Source organism: Gemmatimonas phototrophica (assembly GCF_000695095.2).
GTDB lineage: Bacteria > Gemmatimonadota > Gemmatimonadetes > Gemmatimonadales > Gemmatimonadaceae > Gemmatimonas > Gemmatimonas phototrophica.
The window spans coordinates 4,675,825-4,694,183 of the sequence record NZ_CP011454.1 but is presented as its reverse complement, the minus strand read 5'-3'; the positions used below and the strand labels follow the sequence as shown (position 1 = coordinate 4,694,183).

Genomic DNA, 18,359 nt, shown 5'->3' with positions numbered 1-18,359 from the left:
GGTGAGCACAACGGGGAAAGTGGGAGGGGAGCGCGTCTACCACGGTCGCATCATTTCGGTGGACCTGGACGAGGTGCGCTTTCCGGACGGGTCGGTTGGGAAGCTGGAAATGATTCGGCATCCGGGGGCGAGTGCGGTGGTCCCCCTGCTTGGCGATCCGTCGGAGGACCCGGAGGTGCTGCTCATCCGGCAGTACCGCTACGCCGCCGAGGGCTATTTGTACGAAATTCCGGCCGGTCGATTGGACCCCGGGGAAACGCCGGCCACCTGTGCTCGGCGGGAATTGCAGGAGGAAACCGGATACACGGCTGAGCGTGTCGAACAATTGTTCACCATGTTCACGACCCCGGGCTTCACGGATGAAACGATCCATCTGTTTGTGGCCACGGGACTTGTCGCGGGCGAGGCGCACCGGGAAGCCGATGAATTCATGGAGTTGGTGCCCACCCGGTTATCGGTGGCGCTGGACATGATTCGGCAGGGGCAGATTCAGGACGCCAAAACGGCACTCGCCCTGTTGTATACGGCAGCATTCCGGATGCGCAGCGCCTAACGACGCTGACAGGTGTCCACTTTTCCGGACAAGAATGTTCGGAAATTGGACGGTCGAGAAAAATACGCGTGACGCGGTGACGCGGGGCACAGAACCCTAAGTAGTTGCTCTGTAGGGTTTTGCGACGAAAGGTTCCATTTGGTTCCTTTCGGCACGCCCCGTGCACTATCCCCTGTTGTGCAGCGACATGGTCTGCCGGATCGTCCGGCCATCTGGTCGAGGCACCGTGAGTCTTCGGGCTCGCGTCACCGTAGTGAGGAGGGCTCGACTCATGGCCGAACTGGCTCGTACGAAACTGACATCCCATACCACCCCCGCGGTGCCGGTGCGCGAGCATCTGCGGTCGCTTGAGGATGGAGATGTGGTGTCAGCGTTCCTCGGTGGCGAGGAGCGGGCGTTCGAGGAGCTTGTCGACCGGTATCAGGGTCGCCTGCTGAACTTCGTCTACCGCACCATCGGTGACCGCGACCGTGCCGAAGATCTGGTGCAGGAAGTGTTTATCCGTGTCTACCGGCACATTGGCCGGTTTGACCGGTCGAAGAAGTTTTCGACCTGGATTTACACGATCGCCAGCAACCTGGCCAAAAACGAGCTGCGCAACCGCTCGCGCAACCCGCTGGTGCTCTTCCAGACCATCAAGGCCAAGTTCGAGGACGAGGAGCGCCCGCTCCAGTTCGAGGACGTGCACTCGCGCCCCGACGATCTCTTCCGCAAGCGTCACCTGCGGGAAATGGTGGAGCAGTCGGTGGGGCAGCTGCCTACGCACCACCGCGAGGTGTTCGTGCTGCGCGAGCTGGAAGGGAAGTCGTACGAGGAGATCGCCGACATCACCGGCGTGAACCTGGGCACGGTGAAGTCGCGGCTGAACCGGGCGCGCACGGCCTTCGCCGACATCATTGCGCCGTTGGTTCGCTAACGAACCATTGGGGGTTTCAGAGGGCACCGCGTGGTCTACTCGACTGCGCGGTGCCCTTTTGTTTTCCCGGAACAGCACCACGGACAAGAACTGAGGGGTGCTTTTAGCGGTGCCCGTTCCGCCAATTGCCAAATGGTCCAGTCCGTCGTATCTGTGTGTAGCTGATCGCCGAGTTCGTCTGGCGGTCGGGGAACCCCCCGGAACCGGCTGTGGCAGCACGGGTATGCTGCCCTGTACGCTTCCCTCGCAGGACTCAGAAACAGACCGATGGACTGCAAGCACTTCCGCAAAAACCACCTCGCGTACCTCGACGATACGCTGCCGGGTGATCTGATGGCCCAGGCCCAGCATCATGTGATGCTGTGTAAGGGCTGCGCGGCCCACGATACACTCGTTCGCCGCTCGTTGATGGTGGTGCACAGCATGCCAACCATCGAGCCCAGCGCGGAATTCCAGGCCAAGCTGCGCTCCCGTCTGGCCGAATGTCGTGAAGCTCGGGCGATGGAGATGGCCCCGGCGGCTTCGGCGGTCCGTTTTGCCTCGCCGCGCCCCACCCGGGCCCTGGTGGCGGTTGCCGCGAGTGCGGTGCTGGGAGTTATCGCCTACCAGGCGTTCCGCGACGAGGTCGTGCCCACGCTGGCCATGCAGCCCGTGATCGCCTCGCGCCCCGCTGCTTTCTCGCCGCGGCCTCGCATCAACCCGGCGCTCATGCAGGCCATGGCCACCGGTAACCCGGTGTGGGGAGCGGCCATGGTCGTGGAAGAGGCGCCCGTGGGCTTCGTGAACGCGGAATACCGGTTCGCCGAGCTGCGCTAAGGAATCCTTTCGCGATCGGGCTTGGCTGCCGTTACCGGAACCGCGCATCTTTCCCGGATGCCTCCGAAGTCTGCTGCCCCCACCGCCAAAGAAGCGTCACCACTGCGTGTCATTCAGGCCGCGATTCAGTCGGGGCAGTTTGCACCGGTGTATTACCTGCACGGTGACGATGACTATCTGAAGGATGGCGCGGTGCGCGACCTGCTCACGGCGGCCATCGACCCCAGCACGCGCGACTTCAATCTCGAGCAGCGTCGCGCCGCCGATCTGGACGCCGAAATGGTGGCCAGTCTGCTCACCACGCCGCCCATGCTCGCCGAACGCCGGGCGGTGGTGCTGCGTGATGTCACAACGCTCAAGAAAGCAGCGCGCGGACAGCTTGATCGCTATCTCAAGAACCCGGCCTCAGACACGCTGCTGCTGCTGCTGAGCCCCACCGGGACAAAGCCCGACGCCGCGCTCATGAACGCCTCGGTGTCGCTGGATTTTGCGCCACTCACTCCGGAGCGCATTCGCCGCTGGATTGCCCACCACGCCACCACCACGTTGCAGGTGGATATCGACGACGATGCGGCGCAACTGCTCCAGCAGGCGGTCGGCAACGATCTCCATTTGCTGGCGGCCGAATTGGACAAGTGCGCCAGCTACGTGCTTGGGGCGCACGATGCGGAGGCCAGCCAGAGCGCCCGCGCCATGGTGGACGTGGACGCTGTATCAGCGGTGGTGGGGGTGCGGCGCGGTGAAACCGTGACCGACTTGCTGGACGCTGTGGCTCGGCACGACGCCAAGACCGCCGTAAGCCTGGTGGGGCACGTCCTCGCGCAACCCAAGATGAGCGCGGTGCAGGTGGTCATGATGCTCACCACGCAGGCGTTTGCCTTGAGCTTCGGGCGGGCGCGTCGTGATGCCGGCATTCCCACCAATCGATTGCCGTCGGAGTTCTTCACCTTCCTCAAAGAAACCGGGGGCTATCCCGGACGTCCGTGGAGCGAAGCCTCTTCGGCATGGACCAAAGTCACTGACGGATGGAGTGCGGACGCGTGTCAGCGCGCGCTGGCGCTGCTCCTGGAAACGGATATGGCCTTGAAGGATTCGCGGGTTTCCTCTGAAGAGCAGGTGTTGATGTCGTTGGTGCTGGCATTGTGCGCAACGCGCACGCGGAAAGCCGCATGAAGCATTCGTTCACGCCTCGTTCGGTACGCCACGCGGCTCTCGGTGCGTCGTTGCTGTTACTGGGTGCGCCAAGCGTTGCTCACGCACAGGGGCCGGCAACCGTGTCGCCCGCCATGGACGGCGCAGTGAGCCGCGCCCGTCAGCTCGTGGACAACGGCAACGGCGCGGAAGCGCGCGCCATTCTCGATTCGCTCGTGAGTGCCGCGGGTTCCTCCAGCAACGATCTGGCCGAAGCCCTCTTCTGGCGCGCCACGTTGGCGGAACGCGTGGGCGACGCCGAGCGTGACTGGAAGCGGCTCATCATTGAGGTGCCGCTGTCGGCGCGCGCCACCGAGGCGCTGGTGCGACTTGGCGAGTTGGAAATGCTGCGTGGCCATCCCGCCGACGCGCGCACGTACTTCGCGCGTGTGGTGCGCGAGTATCCCGCCGGTGCGGCGACGTCGCGCAGCCAGTTGTGGATTGCCAAGAGCTACGTGGCGGAGCGCGACCTGCCGCGTGCCTGCGTGGCGTTGGCGGAGGCGTCGGCCACCGGTGTGCCCGATGGGGAACTGCGGCTGCAGGCCGAAGAGATGGGGCGGCAGTGTGCCACAGTCGATCGCGCGCTCATTGCCAAGGCCGGCGCCAAGCCGGCGGCGGGTGCAGCGCAAAAAGCCACGCCGGCCGCCAATCCAGCCGCCACCCCCGCTGCGGCCAACAAGAGCGATACGGCTCCCAACGCCGACGTGGCCGCCAAAGACGCGGCGCCCGCGAACGCCAAGTTCAGCGTGCAGCTGGCGGCGTACGACACGCGCGACGAAGCGGAGCGATCGGCCAAGCGTCTGGAGTCGCGTGGTATTGAGGCGCGCGTGGACGGCGACGTGAAACCGTTCCGTGTGCGTGCCGGCTACTACGCCACGCGCGCGCAGGCGAATGCCGCGCTGGCGACGCTCAAGAAGCAGGGACTGGCGGGCTTTGTCGCGGAGATCGCGAAGTGAGTGGGAGTGCCACCCCGTTGATGCAGCAGTACCGGGAGATCAAGGCGCGTCATCAGGATGCGATTCTGTTTTTCCGGATGGGCGACTTCTACGAGATGTTTTACGAGGATGCCGAGGTGGCATCCCGGGCAATTGGGCTGACGCTCACGTCGCGCAACAACGGCGGCGCCGCCGAAGTGCCGCTGGCCGGTATTCCGGTGAAAGCGGCGGCGGAGTATCTGCGCCGGCTGGTGGGGCAGGGGTATCGCGTGGCCATCTGCGAGCAGGTGGAAGACCCCAAGCTGGCCAAGGGGCTGGTGAAGCGCGAAGTCGTGGAGACCATTACCCCCGGCGCCGTGTTTGCCGACGATCTGCTGGATGGATCGCGGGCCAACTACGTGTGCGCCGTGGCCATGGGGCGCGACACGTCGCGGGATGCGGCGCGTGACCAGATTGGTGTGGCGGCGGCGGACCTCAGCACCGGTGAGCTGCGCCTGTTCATTGTCACGCTGGCCGACGCACCGGCGGTGCTGGCCCGTTTGGCGCCGCGTGAATTGCTGCTGGTGCGCAACGCCACGCAGCCGGAGCTGGATGCGGCGCTGAGTGTGGTGGACAACGCGCTGGTCACGCATCGTGAAGGGTGGGAGTTTGATGCGCAGCTGGCCGCCGACGAACTCACGCGGCAGTTCGACGTGCGCAGTCTGGAAGGATTCGGACTGGGGAGCGACGACCGGGCCGCGGTGGGTGCGGCTGGTGCGTTGCTGCGCTATTTGCGCGAGCTGCAACCGGGCGGGTTGCCGCATTTGGCGCGCCCGCTGGTGGAGCGCCCCGGCGGCATCATGCCGCTCGACGAAATGACGCGACGCAATCTGGAGTTGGTGGAGTCGCTGCGCGGTGGTGAAGTGGCGGGCACGTTGCTGTCGGTGCTCGATCGCACGGCCACCCCCATGGGGCAGCGTCTGTTGCGTGCGTGGTTGCTGGCGCCGCTGCTGGAGCGCGGCGCCATTGAGCAGCGGCTCGATGCGGTTACGGTGCTGGTGCGTGACCCGGTGGGACGCACGGCGCTGCGCGAGGCGCTTGATGGCGTGCGTGATGTGGAGCGTCTGGCCAGCAAAGCCGCGGCGGGTCGGGCTACGCCGCGCGAACTGCGCGCGCTGGGTGATTCGCTGGCCCGATTGCCGCAGGTGGCCAAGGCGGTGCGCGATGTCTTGTCGCACGCCAATCAGGGGGGCTCGCAGGGTGGCGAACTGGCGCACATGCTGCAGCACTGGGACGACGGCGCCGACTGCGCCGCGAAGCTCACGCACATGCTGGTGGCGCGTCCGCCGCTCATGATTGGCGACGAAGACACCATTGCTCCTGGCGTAGATGCCGATCTGGACGAACTGCGGGCGCTGCGCGACGGTGGCAAAGATGCCATTGCCACCATTCAGCAGCAGGAGCGGGCACGCACCGGCATTGCCTCGCTCAAGGTGGGCTTCAACAAGGTGTTTGGATATTTCCTCGAAATTTCCAACGCCAACAAACATCTCGTCCCCGATGACTATCAGCGTCGGCAGACGCTGACCGGCGCTGAACGGTACGTGACGCCGGCGCTCAAGGAGTACGAAGAAAAGGTCCTGAGCGCCGCCGACCGCATTGAAACGCGCGAGCGGGAACTGTTCGAGGCGCTGCGGCGCGACGCCGGCGCGGCCATTGCCCGCTGGCAGGTGGTGGCGCGACGGGTGGCCACCATAGACGTGCTCTCGAGTTTTGCCGATGTGGCCGAACGTGAGCAGTATGTGCGCCCCGAGCTGCACGACGACTACGATATGGAAATCGTGGCCGGTCGGCATCCGGTGGTGGAGCGCATGATGGCGCGCGAAAAGTTCATCCCCAACGACTTGCTGCTCACCAGCGACGCGCAGCTCATTGTGCTCACGGGGCCCAACATGGCCGGCAAGAGCACTATTCTGCGTCAGGTGGGGCTCATTCAGCTGCTCGCGCAGGTGGGGGCCTACGTGCCTGCTCGGCGCGCGCGCCTGCCCATTGTGGACCGGCTGTTCACGCGCGTGGGGGCGAGCGACAATCTGGTGCGCGGACAATCCACCTTCATGGTGGAGATGAGCGAAACGAGTGCCATTCTGCACACGGCCACCAAGCGATCACTGGTGCTGCTCGACGAAATTGGTCGCGGCACCAGCACGTACGACGGCGTGTCCATTGCGTGGAGTGTGAGTGAGCATTTGCACGACGCCATTGGCTGCAAGACGGTGTTCGCGACGCACTATCACGAACTCACGCAGCTGGAGAACGAACTGGCCGGCGTGAAGAATTTCACGGTGGCGGTGCGCGAAGTGGGTGACCAGGTGCTCTTTCTGCACAAGCTCATTCCCGGCGGCGCCGACCGGTCGTACGGTATTGAAGTGGGGCGTCTGGCCGGCTTGCCGGCGCCGGTCATTACGCGCGCCAAGGAAGTGTTGGCGCTGCTGGAAGGCGAGGGAGAGCAGATGGCGGCGCGTCTCACCGCCGACGGCATGCAGGCGCCCCTGAGCACCAAGCGTCGCGGGCCGCGCATGAAGCACCAGCTGCACGCCGATCAGCTGGGCTTCTTTGGCGAGGCACCGGCGGCGCCGGTGGATGCGTCGGCCACGCGTCTCAAGGCGGCGGTATCGGCGCTCGATACCGACAGCATGACGCCGCTGGAAGCGCTGACCACCTTGGCCGCGCTCAAGCGCGGCGCCGAGGAATAGCGCGCAGCGGCGTTGCTGCTGCTGGGTGCCGGTGGTTACCGGCGCACCATGGTGATGTCGAGCAGTTGCTGACGTACCGCGTCGGCCTTTCCGGCGCGGGTGAGCGCGGCCCACAGGCGCTCCACGGTTTCCATATCGACCAGACCGGCCGGTGAGCCACCCACGGTGGGGGTCCCCATCTTCTCGCTGGCGCGGAACGCATCAACCGCCGCCACGGCATCGGCACCAAAGAGCGACGCGTCGGGCGCCCGCAGGTTGAACGGTTCGCCGCTGCGGTAGAAGCCCAGGGTGTGCAGCATGAGCTTGAGCTGCACCACATCGCCGCCCGCGTATTGCTGCAGGGTGCGATAGCCCAGCGTTTGCGAGACGGTGTTGTAGACGCGGCGCATTTCGCCAATCGGGTCGGGGTGCTCGCAGATGTTGATGCTGGCCGTTTGGCCGTCGGTGCGACGCGACATGCCGGGGCGCGGGTCGGTGACCACCACGGCGGCCGAGGTGCGGAGACCATGGCGTTTGTCACCGCCCAGGTCGAAGCCGGCCTGAATGGCATCGATGAGTCGGTCGGCCAGATGGCGAGGGGTGCCTTCGCTGGCCTCAAAGCTCTTGGCGACCGCCGCCAGCACTTCGGGGCCAACGAGGATGTTTCCCTGAGTCACGTAGTTCGGGCCGGAACGATGACCGGCCCAGGCATTGGGGCGGGTGCCGGTGTGCTGCGCCGACTGGCCGTTGGCGGCAATGACGGCCACCTGTCGCTGCTGAAAGCCGCTGTCGGCGGCCAGCAGCCGGGTGAGCGCGGCCTGCGGCGCCTCGCCACGCTGCAGGGCATCCAGTAGTTCGGTGCCGTACTCTGTGCGGGTGCTGGCCTGCGTGGCCACGGCGCCGACGCCTTTGCGCACCCAGGGCACACCGTTGCCCACGCACGAGACCCGGGTGGTGACCGCGACGCCCAGCTCGCCGGTGCGCGGGTCGAGGGCCGCAATGGAGAAGGTGTGAAAGTTGAGCCCGTCGCGCCAATCGGCCGGTTCCTGCGCCTGGGCAACGGTGGCGGTGGCAGAGGCGGTGCCAAGGAAGGTCAGCAGTGACGTACCAACCAGACGGGCGAAGCGCATGGGAGGGCGGGATATAAGTGGGATTGCCGGGGTTCCCGGTGTCCCTCAGCTTACCTCCGTGATCGTACCGCCGCCCAAACCCAGCAAAGCCGACCTCGCTGCCGCCGTGCACAAGACGGTGCCAGATCTGGTGGCGCCGCAGCTCAAGGTCCTTTTTTGCGGGATCAACCCCGGGTTGTACACCGCCGCGCTGGGGCACCACTTTGCGCGCCCCGGCAACCGGTTCTGGCCGGCGCTGCACGGGGCCGGCTTTACGCCGCGGCTGCTCAAGCCGTGGGAAGAGCACGAACTGTTGCCGTTGGGGTACGGGATTACCAACATGGTGGAGCGCACCACCAATGCGGCGTCGGAGCTGCTGCCCGAAGAGTATGTAGCGGGCGGTCAGCGCCTCGCTCGGCTGGTGCAGCAGTACACCCCGCAGGTGGTGGCCTTTCTGGGCATTGGCGCCTATCGCTCGGCCTTTGCCCGTCCCAAGGCGACGTTGGGGCTGCAGCCGGAGCGGTTGGGGAACAGTCGGCTGTGGGCGTTACCCAGCCCCAGCGGTTTGAATGCGAACCATCAGCTGAAAGATCTCGTGGCGCTGCTGCTGGAGCTGCGCGAGTTTGTGGAGACCCCTCGCTAACGGTGCATGTGGCTGGTGCACGATCTGTTTTGGCAGAAACCCTGTTGTCTGATGCCCATGTCTTTTCCCTCGTCTCGTCGGCGCTCGCGTACCTCAGCGGCCATGATCGCGTTGTCTACCGCTGGCCTGATTGGCACGGCTGGTGCCTTTGGCGCCTGTCGCGACGGCGAGCAGCCGGCGATGGCTGAAACGACCGCTGCGGAAGCGCCGTCTGGCCCGCGCACGCCGGGCTACGGCTTTGACGTGGTGGCCGAATATCCGCACGACCCCAAAGCGTTCACGCAGGGGCTGCTCTGGCACGACGGCAAGCTCTTTGAGAGCACGGGGCAGGTGGGGCAATCCAACATTCGCGAGGTTTCGCTCACGTCGGGGAAGGTGGTGCGCCAGCAGGATCTCGAAGAGCCGCACTTTGGCGAAGGGATCGTGATTCTGGGGGAAACGCTGTACCAGATCACGTGGACGAGTGGCAAGGCGTTCACGTACGACTGGAAGACCTTCAAGCGCACCGGCGAATTCAGCTATGATGGCGAAGGGTGGGGGCTCACCACCGACGGTACGTCGCTGATCATGAGCAACGGCAGCAACACGCTCATTTATCGCGATCCCAAAACGTTCACCGCGCAGAAGGCCATTACGGTGACCGACCGCGGCAACCAGGTGTCACAGCTCAACGAGCTGGAGTGGGTGAAGGGCGAGATCTGGGCCAACGTGTGGCAGAAGGATTCCATTGCGCGCATTGATCCGGCCACCGGCAACGTGACGGGCTGGATTGATCTGGTGGGGATTCTGCCCACGCTCGATCGTGCGGGGAACGAAGATGTGTTGAATGGCATCGCGTACCACCCGACCACGGACAAGATCTACGTGACCGGCAAGCTGTGGCCCAAGCTGTACGAGATCCGTCTCAAGGCGCGCTAGTGGCAGTTCTCTCCACCTCTTCACCTCACCACCACCTCCCATCTGGCACGTACCAGAACGAGGGAGGTGGGGAGCTGTGGAGGTGAAGAGCGTTCAGCGCAACCGCACAATGCCGTAGCGCAACGTGCCGGGTGGCAACGCGCCGTTGCTGGAGAGTGAAATGAGTGCACGCTGGCCGGCGGGAACGCTGAAGCGGATGTAGCTGCTGGTGCCGCCGGCGAGGGAGATGCGTTGCGGGTTGTTGCTGAGCAGCGAGCGCGTGGCAATGGGATAGACACCCAGTGGCTGGCTGGTGCCAATTCGCAGGCCGGGGTAAATGCTGCGGAAGCTCCAGGCCGGGTTGGTGTACTGTGTGCCCAGTCCGTCGCGCGTGGCTGCCGAGTAGTCGTCGGCAATGAGGGAGATCGTCCAGTCGCGCAGATAATCGGCGAAGGCACCGCCTGAGAGCACCTGCTGCAGATTGTTCACGCCGGTGCTGGTGGAGTTCACCAGCTGTCGCAGGAACGACGCTTCGTTGCTGGCGCCTTGCCGGGCGGCCGCGAAGCGGAGGAAGTTCCAGATGGCGCCGCGCGTACCGAGTGAATCGTTGGGCGCGTACGGTGAGTTGGTTTCCGGCGCAATGAGGAAGTTGTAGAAGCGCGAGAAGTTTTGCGACGCGAAGTTGCTGAACTGCTCGGCCCGCGTGCCGTTGACGTCGGTGAGCACCAGATTTTGGCGCGAGTTGTAGTTGCTCACGCGGAAGTAGAGCAGCTCTTCGGCCACATGTGACAGCCCTTCGTCCAGCCACACCTGCTCGGTGCTGTTGGGGGCGCTGTTCACATAAATGCGGCGCGATGCGTTGATGAGGTGCTGGAGTTCGTGCGCGATGGTGGTGAGGTTGAGTCGCGTCACCGCATCCTTGGCGCGCCGGTTGCCGTTCACGGCGCCGTCCGGGTCGGGGACGAGCAGATAGAACATCTCCTGCTCGTTGGACGCTGCGCAGGCGGGGAGACCGTTGCGTGCCGTCTTGGGATACAGGTCGCGTGCGAAGAAGAACCCGCCAATGGTGAAGCCGGCGCCCTGCGGCGTGAGGGCGTTCACGGCACGCGTGTAGAACAGAATGATCTTGCCGTACTGCGAGATGTTGGACGGTGCCCCAAAGGCTGCGGTGTCCATGGGGAACACCAGCGTATCGAACGTGGCGGCAATGCTCGCAAACTCGGCGTCGGTGTAGCCGCCGGAGGGATTTTCCTTGTCGGCTACCACGAGCGCGCGGGTGCCCACGGCGGCAACACGACCCGTGCGCGTGTCGGCACTGCTGCAGGCGAGATTGGCGTTGGCGTTGAGCTTGATTTCGTCGCCCACGCTGACGGCGGTGAGGGCGGCGCGCTGCCGGGTGACCGGCAGCCAGTCACGGGCATCGGCAACGAGGGGTTCCAGCTCGCGGCGTTCGATGGCCCGTCGCGTCTGCTCGAACTGTTCGGTTGGCGACAGGACATTACTGAAGGTGACGCCACTGGCGAGTGGCACGGTGGCCGAGCCGGGGAGCGGACTGACGAGCGCGGCCGACAGCGGGCCGTTGGTGCCAATGCCCAGCACGTCGGCAATGGTGGTGGTGCCGAACGAGGTGGCGGTGGAGATGAGCGTGAGCGCGTATTCGGAGCTGAGTACGCCCACTGGCGAGGCGAGACAGGCGGTGAGGCTGCTGGTGCCGGCCACCGGATTGATCACTTCGCCCAGGGCGAGTGTGCGAGGCGTGGTGGGGCCACAGGGGGCCGATCCGGCGGGGCCGATGCTCACCGGCACCGTGTCGGCGCGGCCAGAGGCACTGGTGACAATGCGGGCGTTGCCCTGCGCCACGGCGGTAATGAGCCCGCCGCTGTTTACGGTGGCGGCGACATCCAGCGACGCGTAGGTAATGGCCTGCCCCACGATGTCGTTGCCGAATTGGTCACGCAGCGACGCGCGCAGGCGGAGCGTATCGCCCACGCCCAGAAAGGCCGCTTCGGGGGTGGTAATGATGGCGGCGACCGGGCCGGGCAAGACGGTGGCGGTGAAGCTGGCCGGGTTCACCCCGTTCACCTGAGCGCTTACCCGGGCCACCCCGGCCGTGGTGCCTACCGTCCAGGTGGTGGTGGCCACACCACGCGAGTCGGTGGTGCTGCTGGCGGGGGAGACGGTGCCCGATCCTACGCCCACATCCCAGTCTACCCGTCGTCCGGACACCGGTTTGCTGTCCTTGTCGGTGACCAGCACGCTGAGCGTGGTTGGGAGCGCCGCCCCGGCTACCCCGGTCTGGAGATCACCCGTTTGGGCCCGAACCAATGTGGGCGTAGGGCCAGGGCCGGTGCTGCCGTCGCTGGACTTGCAGGCGCCAAAGGCCAACGCGCCGAGCAGAAGACTGCTCAGGGCGGTGTGACGTGAGACGCGGGAGACTACGGAAGGCAGCGGGCGCATTGGGTGACGCGAAAAAGGAGCGGGCAGAAAACGCAGCTGGAGGCGAAAGATGGAGGCTGCGCGGACAAGTGCGAGGGGAGGCGGTGGTGCGGAGCGATGCGAAGGGTGCCGGTGTACATTGCGGCATGCGAGCGGGCAGGATCGTTCACCGATTGCCATCTCTGATGCCTGCCCTGTTGATTCCCCTCACGGTGCTTGGCTGTTCCGAGCGCGCGCGAATCGCCCGTCCAGGTGGTGGGTGGTTTGGTGCCAGCTCAGCCATGCCGGATGAGCGCCCTCAGATGCTGAACGAGGATGTGCCCTTCCGGTATCCCGTGTCGTTGTATCTGCAGCGGATCGAGGGCAATGTGACGCTGCGGCTGTTTCTGGACGCGGACGGTCGTGTGGTGTCTGACAGTACACGGGTGGTGCAGCCTTCGGGTCACACCGCCCTCGACTCGGCGGCGGTGGCGGGGGCAGCGCAGCTGCGGTTCCGCCCGGCGCGTCGTGCCGGGACCCCCATTCCCGTCTCGCTGTTGTATCCCGTGCATTTTCGGCATCCGGACGGCCGGATGCCCGCGGGCGATACGTTGTAGCGGCGCTGGTCCAGCGCCGGTTATGCCCACCTCTCTCCCCAGTGACGTGACGGCCTCCGTCGATATTTCTCAGCAGGAACACGTGCGGCACCGCCGCCCCTATGACAGCGTCCTCGACACGATTGGCTGGACGCCGCTCATCAGGTTGTCGCGGGTAGCCCGTGGAATCCGTACGCCGCTGTATGGCAAGGCGGATTTCTTCAATCCGGGTGGCAGCGTGAAGGACCGGATTGGCATGCCCATGATTGAGGCCCACGAGGCGGCGGGCACGCTCAAGCCGGGCGGCGTGATCGTGGAAGCCACCAGCGGCAATACCGGAGTGGGGCTGGCCATTGCCGCCGCGCTCAAGGGGTACCGCTGCATTTTCACGATGCCCGACAAGATGAGCCAGGAGAAGGTGCGCCTGCTCAAGGCGTTCGGGGCCGAAGTGATCATTACGCCCACCGCCGTGCCCCCCGATCATCCGCAGAATTACGTGCAGATGGCGAAGCGTATTGTGCGCGAAACGCCGGGCGCGGTGCTGGCGGGGCAGTTTGAAAACCCGGCCAACCCGGCGGCGCATGTGGCTACCACGGGTCCCGAGCTATGGGAGCAGACGGAGGGGCGCATTACGCACTTCGTGGCTGGCGCGGGCACGGGTGGCACCATTACCGGTGTAGCGCGCTACCTCAAGAGCAGGAACCCCAAGATCAAGATCATCGCCGCCGACCCGCAGGGGAGCGTGCTGGCCGAGTTGTGGCGGACCAAGGGGGAAGGCCATCCCACGGGCGCGCCGTACAAGGTGGAAGGGGTGGGGCAGGACTGTGTGCCGGCCACGCTCGATATGGCCATGGTGGACGAGTTCATCTCGGTGAGCGACAAGGATGCGTTCACGATGGCGCGCCGGCTGACGCGCGAAGAAGGCATTTTTGTGGGCGGCAGCGCGGGGATGATTGCGCACGCGGCGCTCACGGTGGCGCGTCGGCTCGATGATCCTGAGGCGCTAGTGGTGACATTCCTGTGCGACACCGGCGAGCGGTATCTGAGCAAGGTGTTCAACGACGAGTGGATGCGCGAGAATCAGCTGCTCGATTCGCCGCACACGAGCATTGAGAGTGTGCTGGGGAACAAGGATGCCAGCGCGCCGGCCATTGTGAGTGTGACGACGGGGGCGACGGTGCGGCAGGCCATTCGTTTGATGGCGCTGCACAACGTGAGTCAGGTGCCGGTGATGGACGGCGCGGTGTGTGTGGGGAGCGTGGCGGAGAGCCAGCTCACCTCGCAGTCACTCGCGGACCCCAAGACGCTCGACAAGAGCGTGGGCGATGTGATGGACCAGCCATTCCCCACGGTGGAGAGCGATCAGCCGGTGGAGAGTGTGGCGAAGCTGTTGTCGAAGTCGAACCGCGCGGTGCTGATGCGCAAGGATGGCGTGGTGCAGGGGATCGTGACGCGCTTTGACGTGCTGGAGTATTTGATGCACCGGTAGGTCGTGATGCGGTCGTAGCGGTTGGGAACCGATCGCACGAAGGCAGCCGAGGCAACCGAGGCATGCAAGACCATCGAGGCAACCGGGCGGAGACGCCCTGGTTGCCTCGATTGTCATATGGGCTTGCGCGATCCTCGGCGCGGCGGAACGTTAGACTGCATTCTCTGCAGTCTAAATCGGGGCACCCAATTGCGTTTGTGCGGCGTAAGCAACGCCTTGGCAATGACATCCGACTATGCCATCGACGCGAAGTGCTGTGGACTAGACTGCAGAAATCCGCTGTATAACGCGCTGGCTGCAGTGATCGGCTGCAGGCTAATACTCGTTAGGCAACGCACGTATACCCTCTCAAAGTCAGCTGCCATGCGCCGCGCATTCAAGACTGTTGTGATTGGTTCGGTACTAGCGGCAGGCTGCGCGAAAGAGCGGGCTCCGTTCCAATCGCCACTGATAGGTGAGTGGCAGCTGACCAGCTACCGGCTGCCCGATTCCAGTGGTGGCGCGCATCCGTGGTGGGATGACAAGCCTGCTGGGCTCATCATTTACACGGAAGCCGGCTTCATGTCCGCCCAGCTTTATGACACACGCCGTCCGTCAGTCGGCGTTCGGTGGGACTCAGTAAGCGCAGATGCAGCGCGCACTCAATTTGCGGGCCTGACGACATATTACGGCACTTATGTGCTCGACACTCTGGCACACACGGTCACGCACACCGTGCAGGGAGCGATGTCCCCCGACTGGGTCGGCCGAAAGCTGGTCCGCGGCTACCGGTTCATCTCTCCCAACGAGGTTGAGTTGCGAGTCATTACAGATGCGAACGGACGACCCACGTCCGTTGGCCCCGTACTCGTTTGGCGCCGCGCCCCGTCGCCTAACGAACGTTGAAGCTGACGGGCGATTCATGGACTGCTCGCTTCGCTCGCCGAATTGATTCGCCCGCAGCTTAACTCATGCGTTATACCGCTAACGAGCGATGGCGTACCCTGAGCCTTGCTGGTCCGGCACGGCCCGTACGCTCCGTGCGCGTCGCGAGCCCTACGCGTCGTGCTGCTTACGCCTCTGCTGTGCCACGGAGTTGGAGGAGCAGCATCGCCGTCGCGATGAGCGCGCCGCCGAGCAGGGTGCGGCCCGTGAGTGGCTGCGCGAGCAAGATCGCGGCGAGGAGTGCGGTGAGAAACGGTTCGACGGTGGACACGATCGCGGTCCGCGTCGCACCGAGTCGCACCAGGCCCAAGACGAAGAACACGCTGGGGAGGACGGTACTCCCGACCGCGAGCGCCGAAATCGTCAGCCACGCCTCGCCCGACAGTCGCCACGAAAACGAGTGGCTCACGATGCTGCCCACCAGAAAGGCGGTCGCCGCGCCCAGCTTTGCCAGCGCGGACGACGGCGCGACGGGATGATCGGCCTGGAGCGTGCGCAAGATCGGGATGTACGCGCCATAGAGGAGGGCCGCCCCGAGGGCGAGCGCAACGCCCCGCCAATCGGTGCCGTCCACCCCGATGCCCCCGACCATGGTGACGATGCCCGCGAGCGAGAGAGTGAGGGCCGCAAGTTGTCGACGGTCGACGCGCTCCGCCCCGCGCAGCACTTGGCCTATTGTCACCCACAGGGGATACGTGTAGAACAAGAAGGCGAGCGTCGCGGCCGGGATGAAGCGAAGCGCCGAGAGCGCGAGGTACACGACCAGGGCCTGCCCGAATCCCCCGACCACGACAAAGCCGAGGATCGTTCGGCGTGGGATGGGCACGTAAGTGTGGGCGAGGACCCAAAGCGACAGGAGGAGCGCGGACAGGAGGTATCGCCACGCGAGAATCGTCGCGAGCGTAAGCCCTGTAGCCAACGCTTTCGCGGTCAGAATACTGACGGCGGCGAAACCCGTGGCAGCGAGGACCGTGTAGACGGTGCCGGTTGCCTGCGCGTGCGGATTGGTCGTGCGGGGATCAGGCATCAAGCAATCACAAAGAGGGCAAGACGAGCCGGGGCGGCTCACTCGTCAATATTGGCGCAGTGAAGCGTCCGCAGCATCATGTGGCAGCGGTATAACATAGCATTGCTGTTGCCAGGGCCTTCAAGGACTACAGGCTTGCTCCCTCCGGCCGCCGCCTGCAATCTATTGGAGGGCCCTGCAACAGAATGCCAGCGTTAGGCACACATACACTCGAGGGTAAATGCGCCGGACGTTGGCTCTCGTCACCTTGTGCTTGCTTGGCGTCAACTGCGCGCCGGCAGGGGCAACGCGCACCGCGGCATCGCCCCCCTCAACGGTTGTAGCGCAGCTGTATCACGACTACGCGTGGGAAGTCGTCTTCGCGGACGGCCGGGCGCGGCGGAAGCTGCTCGAGGAGCCTCGGGACGTACTGACCCGGTACTTCGATGACCGCCTTGCCGACCTCCTGGAGCAGGATCGACGGTGTAGAGAGCGCACCAAGGAGGTGTGCAATCTCAGTGGCTCGCCGATCTGGCACTCGAATGATCCAGAGGCCAAGCGCCTGAGCATCGCGGTAGGGTCGGACTCAACCGAGATCATCGTGACGTTCGGCCGGTCGTATCCGCCGCCGGACGGAGAGGTCGTCCGACTCACCTACCAAGTGGTCGTCACTCCACACGGCTGGCGGATACACGATGTGCGCTTCCCCGACGGTGGCTCTCTGGTGGAGCTGCTCAGTGCAAAGTGAATCATCACGCACGGATCTGGTGCCTAACGAGGCGCTGCTGCCGACGGGGCTAAACAAAGGAGGGCGGCTGGCTCACTCCGTTCGCCTGCCGCATTGTTATCCTGCCCCGCGGCAGAACGTGGGGCGTTAGGGCGCACTTCAATTTTCTCAGCGATTATGAGATCGTGTCTCAAATGATCGATCCACGTGCTGCGGCAGCGGGGATAGGCAAGATCGCCGTCCTGCTCAGCCTCCTCGCCTGCGCGAGCGCGTCGCCAGTGCCGGTGGTGGCAAGTGCCGTACGATATGTACGCGCCGATACGCTGACGCCGGCCCTCGGCGCCCGTGGGCTGCTGATCGTGTGCGCTACCGCATTCCCTCGTGACACCGCCGTCGCGAATGTGTTGGTGCAAGGCGTGAAGGGCGGGGATACCGCGCGTACGAAAGCGGACGGCTGTGCGCGTGTCGCGCTTCCGGCGGGACCGGTGGCGTTGCGGCTCGCGCGGATGGAGTTCGCTCGTGCCGACGTGACCGCCCTCGTGCGTGCGGGGTTCGCGGACTCGCTGTATGTTCGCTTGGAGCGACACGGCCTTCCCACACCGGCGGCGTGCCGTGCCGCCGTTCGCGCGGGCCGGCCCTGCATGTGACCGTGCGCCCTAACGTGCGCTGAAGCTGACGAGCGAGTTTCGGAAGCTCGCTGCGCTCGCATTTTATTTGATGCGCTGCAGCAGAACGCTGAGGCGTTAGGCGGCAACGCTTCCAGAGGGATAAATTGGCCACTGCTAATTTGGTCGAGAGGTTTCGTCGTGAGCTTCGTCGCATCGGGCTTGACGAAGAGAGTTCACCATATGGTGTAATGGCGTCCGGCAGTGAAGAAGCCGTCGTGGAGTTCTTAGCGCATGTGAGCTCACTGCCGGTCGGTGCTACCTGGCGCGATGTTTATCCCGACATCCCCAAGCATTGGGATCTTGCCAATGAGGAAACGTGGACCTCTGCATATCGTCCGCTTGGGCCATTTGACTATCCGACACTCCCCTGCGGACCGGCCGTACTGATCCGCCTTCCACGCGGGTCGACTGAGGATGCCTTGGCACAATTGGCGGCGGCGGCGGACCTTAAGGGATGGGTCGTGTACGGGAGCGGATTCGTGCCCATTGAGAATCCCGATTGGCCAGATCGCCTCGCCTATGTCGTGCTGGATCTGTCGACGACCGAACCGCAGTACTACGAGTTCGCTTTATGGGTTGAGAGCCGTCCTGCAGTCACCCTCGCGGGCTGCACCCGGCCTGTCGGAACGCAGTTCGCGCCCGAGCCGGGCACCTAACGAAACGTTGCTGCTGTCAGCGCGAAGCGGTGTGCGGCAGGCGGTCGCCGTGCTGGCGCACGTCGCCCGTCCGGCCGCATTTTGTTGGAAGCGCTGCAGCAGAACGC

Annotated in this window: 17 protein-coding genes; 14 read left to right on the top strand and 3 right to left on the bottom strand. The window is 64.9% G+C overall.

The features are described from left to right. Nucleotide 1 precedes the first annotated feature (1 nt). The 6 genes from GEMMAAP_RS19785 to mutS all read left to right on the top strand — a co-directional run bounded on the left by GEMMAAP_RS19785 (nt 2) and on the right by mutS (nt 7,143). Nucleotides 2-553 (top strand): NUDIX hydrolase, encoded by a 552-nt coding sequence (locus tag GEMMAAP_RS19785; protein ID WP_026848914.1) that lies wholly within the window; start codon nt 2-4, stop codon nt 551-553. Nucleotides 554-824: 271 nt separating this feature from the next. Then, on the top strand, nt 825-1,469 hold the full coding sequence (locus GEMMAAP_RS19780) for a sigma-70 family RNA polymerase sigma factor (protein WP_053333838.1): 645 nt from the start codon (nt 825-827) through the stop codon (nt 1,467-1,469). 267 nt (nt 1,470-1,736) lie between these two features. Further along, complete coding sequence (locus GEMMAAP_RS19775) at nt 1,737-2,285, top strand: zf-HC2 domain-containing protein (RefSeq protein ID WP_026848913.1); 549 nt, start codon at nt 1,737-1,739, stop codon at nt 2,283-2,285. 57 nt (nt 2,286-2,342) lie between these two features. Then, nucleotides 2,343-3,458 carry a DNA polymerase III subunit delta gene (gene holA / locus GEMMAAP_RS19770; protein WP_026848912.1) on the top strand — a complete coding sequence of 372 codons (1,116 nt, stop codon included), beginning with the start codon at nt 2,343-2,345 and terminating at the stop codon, nt 3,456-3,458. Beyond that, a complete protein-coding gene (locus GEMMAAP_RS19765; RefSeq protein ID WP_145979266.1) occupies nt 3,455-4,432 on the top strand; it encodes an SPOR domain-containing protein in 978 nt (325 codons plus the stop codon). Before holA ends, GEMMAAP_RS19765 begins: the two co-directional genes overlap by 4 nt. Then, nucleotides 4,429-7,143 (top strand): DNA mismatch repair protein MutS, encoded by a 2,715-nt coding sequence (gene mutS, locus GEMMAAP_RS19760; RefSeq protein ID WP_026848911.1) that lies wholly within the window; start codon nt 4,429-4,431, stop codon nt 7,141-7,143. The genes GEMMAAP_RS19765 and mutS overlap by 4 nt, the downstream gene beginning before the upstream one ends. A gap of 35 nt (nt 7,144-7,178) precedes the next feature. Here mutS and GEMMAAP_RS19755 read toward each other — a convergent pair whose 3' ends face one another. Next, nucleotides 7,179-8,252, bottom strand: coding sequence for a DUF1028 domain-containing protein (locus GEMMAAP_RS19755; protein ID WP_053333836.1), 1,074 nt, complete (start codon nt 8,250-8,252; stop codon nt 7,179-7,181). A 58-nt stretch (nt 8,253-8,310) separates the two neighbouring features. Here GEMMAAP_RS19755 and mug point away from each other — a divergent pair, with 58 nt between their 5' ends. Further along, on the top strand, nt 8,311-8,874 hold the full coding sequence (mug, locus tag GEMMAAP_RS19750; protein WP_238588167.1) for a G/U mismatch-specific DNA glycosylase: 564 nt from the start codon (nt 8,311-8,313) through the stop codon (nt 8,872-8,874). 102 nt (nt 8,875-8,976) lie between these two features. Further along, complete coding sequence (locus GEMMAAP_RS19745; RefSeq protein ID WP_238588166.1) at nt 8,977-9,792, top strand: glutaminyl-peptide cyclotransferase; 816 nt, start codon at nt 8,977-8,979, stop codon at nt 9,790-9,792. Nucleotides 9,793-9,885: 93 nt separating this feature from the next. On the opposite strand, the gene GEMMAAP_RS19740 is transcribed toward GEMMAAP_RS19745, so the two are convergent. Next, the gene (locus GEMMAAP_RS19740; RefSeq protein ID WP_026848908.1) at nt 9,886-12,228 is read right to left on the bottom strand and encodes an Ig-like domain-containing protein; all 2,343 of its coding nucleotides are present in this window, start codon (nt 12,226-12,228) and stop codon (nt 9,886-9,888) included. A gap of 164 nt (nt 12,229-12,392) precedes the next feature. Here GEMMAAP_RS19740 and GEMMAAP_RS19735 point away from each other — a divergent pair, with 164 nt between their 5' ends. From GEMMAAP_RS19735 to GEMMAAP_RS21270, 3 genes are all read left to right on the top strand, one after another. Beyond that, nucleotides 12,393-12,803 carry an energy transducer TonB gene (locus tag GEMMAAP_RS19735; RefSeq protein ID WP_053333835.1) on the top strand — a complete coding sequence of 137 codons (411 nt, stop codon included), beginning with the start codon at nt 12,393-12,395 and terminating at the stop codon, nt 12,801-12,803. 22 nt (nt 12,804-12,825) lie between these two features. Further along, the gene (locus GEMMAAP_RS19730) at nt 12,826-14,271 is read left to right on the top strand and encodes a pyridoxal-phosphate dependent enzyme (protein ID WP_053333834.1); all 1,446 of its coding nucleotides are present in this window, start codon (nt 12,826-12,828) and stop codon (nt 14,269-14,271) included. Between the two features lie 117 nt (nt 14,272-14,388). Next, nucleotides 14,389-15,156, top strand: a complete 768-nt coding sequence (locus GEMMAAP_RS21270) for a lipocalin-like domain-containing protein (RefSeq protein WP_082821528.1) — start codon at nt 14,389-14,391, stop codon at nt 15,154-15,156. 166 nt (nt 15,157-15,322) lie between these two features. Here the strand turns inward: GEMMAAP_RS21270 and GEMMAAP_RS19720 are convergent, their stop codons facing one another. Then, entirely contained in the window at nt 15,323-16,222 is a 900-nt protein-coding gene (locus tag GEMMAAP_RS19720) for a DMT family transporter (protein ID WP_026848905.1), read from the bottom strand. Nucleotides 16,223-16,442: 220 nt separating this feature from the next. Here GEMMAAP_RS19720 and GEMMAAP_RS19715 point away from each other — a divergent pair, with 220 nt between their 5' ends. The 3 genes from GEMMAAP_RS19715 to GEMMAAP_RS19705 all read left to right on the top strand — a co-directional run bounded on the left by GEMMAAP_RS19715 (nt 16,443) and on the right by GEMMAAP_RS19705 (nt 18,252). Beyond that, nucleotides 16,443-16,949 (top strand): hypothetical protein, encoded by a 507-nt coding sequence (locus GEMMAAP_RS19715; RefSeq protein WP_026848904.1) that lies wholly within the window; start codon nt 16,443-16,445, stop codon nt 16,947-16,949. A gap of 173 nt (nt 16,950-17,122) precedes the next feature. Further along, the gene (locus tag GEMMAAP_RS19710; protein ID WP_026848903.1) at nt 17,123-17,575 is read left to right on the top strand and encodes a hypothetical protein; all 453 of its coding nucleotides are present in this window, start codon (nt 17,123-17,125) and stop codon (nt 17,573-17,575) included. A 209-nt stretch (nt 17,576-17,784) separates the two neighbouring features. Beyond that, on the top strand, nt 17,785-18,252 hold the full coding sequence (locus GEMMAAP_RS19705; protein ID WP_026848902.1) for a hypothetical protein: 468 nt from the start codon (nt 17,785-17,787) through the stop codon (nt 18,250-18,252). Nucleotides 18,253-18,359 lie beyond the last annotated feature (107 nt).

What these genes read in the sequence shown, in the direction of transcription:
- GEMMAAP_RS19735 (WP_053333835.1), top strand. Translation starts at nt 12,393, where the DNA reads ATGCCTGCCCTGTTGATTCCCCTCACGGTGCTTGGCTGTTCCGAGCGC.
- GEMMAAP_RS19730 (WP_053333834.1), top strand. Translation starts at nt 12,826, where the DNA reads ATGCCCACCTCTCTCCCCAGTGACGTGACGGCCTCCGTCGATATTTCT.
- GEMMAAP_RS19715 (WP_026848904.1), top strand. Translation starts at nt 16,443, where the DNA reads ATGCGCCGGACGTTGGCTCTCGTCACCTTGTGCTTGCTTGGCGTCAAC.
- GEMMAAP_RS19755 (WP_053333836.1), bottom strand. Translation starts at nt 8,252, where the DNA reads ATGCGCTTCGCCCGTCTGGTTGGTACGTCACTGCTGACCTTCCTTGGC.
- GEMMAAP_RS19720 (WP_026848905.1), bottom strand. Translation starts at nt 16,222, where the DNA reads ATGCCTGATCCCCGCACGACCAATCCGCACGCGCAGGCAACCGGCACC.
- GEMMAAP_RS19775 (WP_026848913.1), top strand. Translation starts at nt 1,737, where the DNA reads ATGGACTGCAAGCACTTCCGCAAAAACCACCTCGCGTACCTCGACGAT.
- holA (WP_026848912.1), top strand. Translation starts at nt 2,343, where the DNA reads ATGCCTCCGAAGTCTGCTGCCCCCACCGCCAAAGAAGCGTCACCACTG.
- GEMMAAP_RS19740 (WP_026848908.1), bottom strand. Translation starts at nt 12,228, where the DNA reads ATGCGCCCGCTGCCTTCCGTAGTCTCCCGCGTCTCACGTCACACCGCC.
- GEMMAAP_RS19710 (WP_026848903.1), top strand. Translation starts at nt 17,123, where the DNA reads ATGATCGATCCACGTGCTGCGGCAGCGGGGATAGGCAAGATCGCCGTC.
- GEMMAAP_RS19780 (WP_053333838.1), top strand. Translation starts at nt 825, where the DNA reads ATGGCCGAACTGGCTCGTACGAAACTGACATCCCATACCACCCCCGCG.
- GEMMAAP_RS21270 (WP_082821528.1), top strand. Translation starts at nt 14,389, where the DNA reads ATGGGCTTGCGCGATCCTCGGCGCGGCGGAACGTTAGACTGCATTCTC.
- GEMMAAP_RS19745 (WP_238588166.1), top strand. Translation starts at nt 8,977, where the DNA reads ATGATCGCGTTGTCTACCGCTGGCCTGATTGGCACGGCTGGTGCCTTT.
- GEMMAAP_RS19705 (WP_026848902.1), top strand. Translation starts at nt 17,785, where the DNA reads ATGGCGTCCGGCAGTGAAGAAGCCGTCGTGGAGTTCTTAGCGCATGTG.
- GEMMAAP_RS19765 (WP_145979266.1), top strand. Translation starts at nt 3,455, where the DNA reads ATGAAGCATTCGTTCACGCCTCGTTCGGTACGCCACGCGGCTCTCGGT.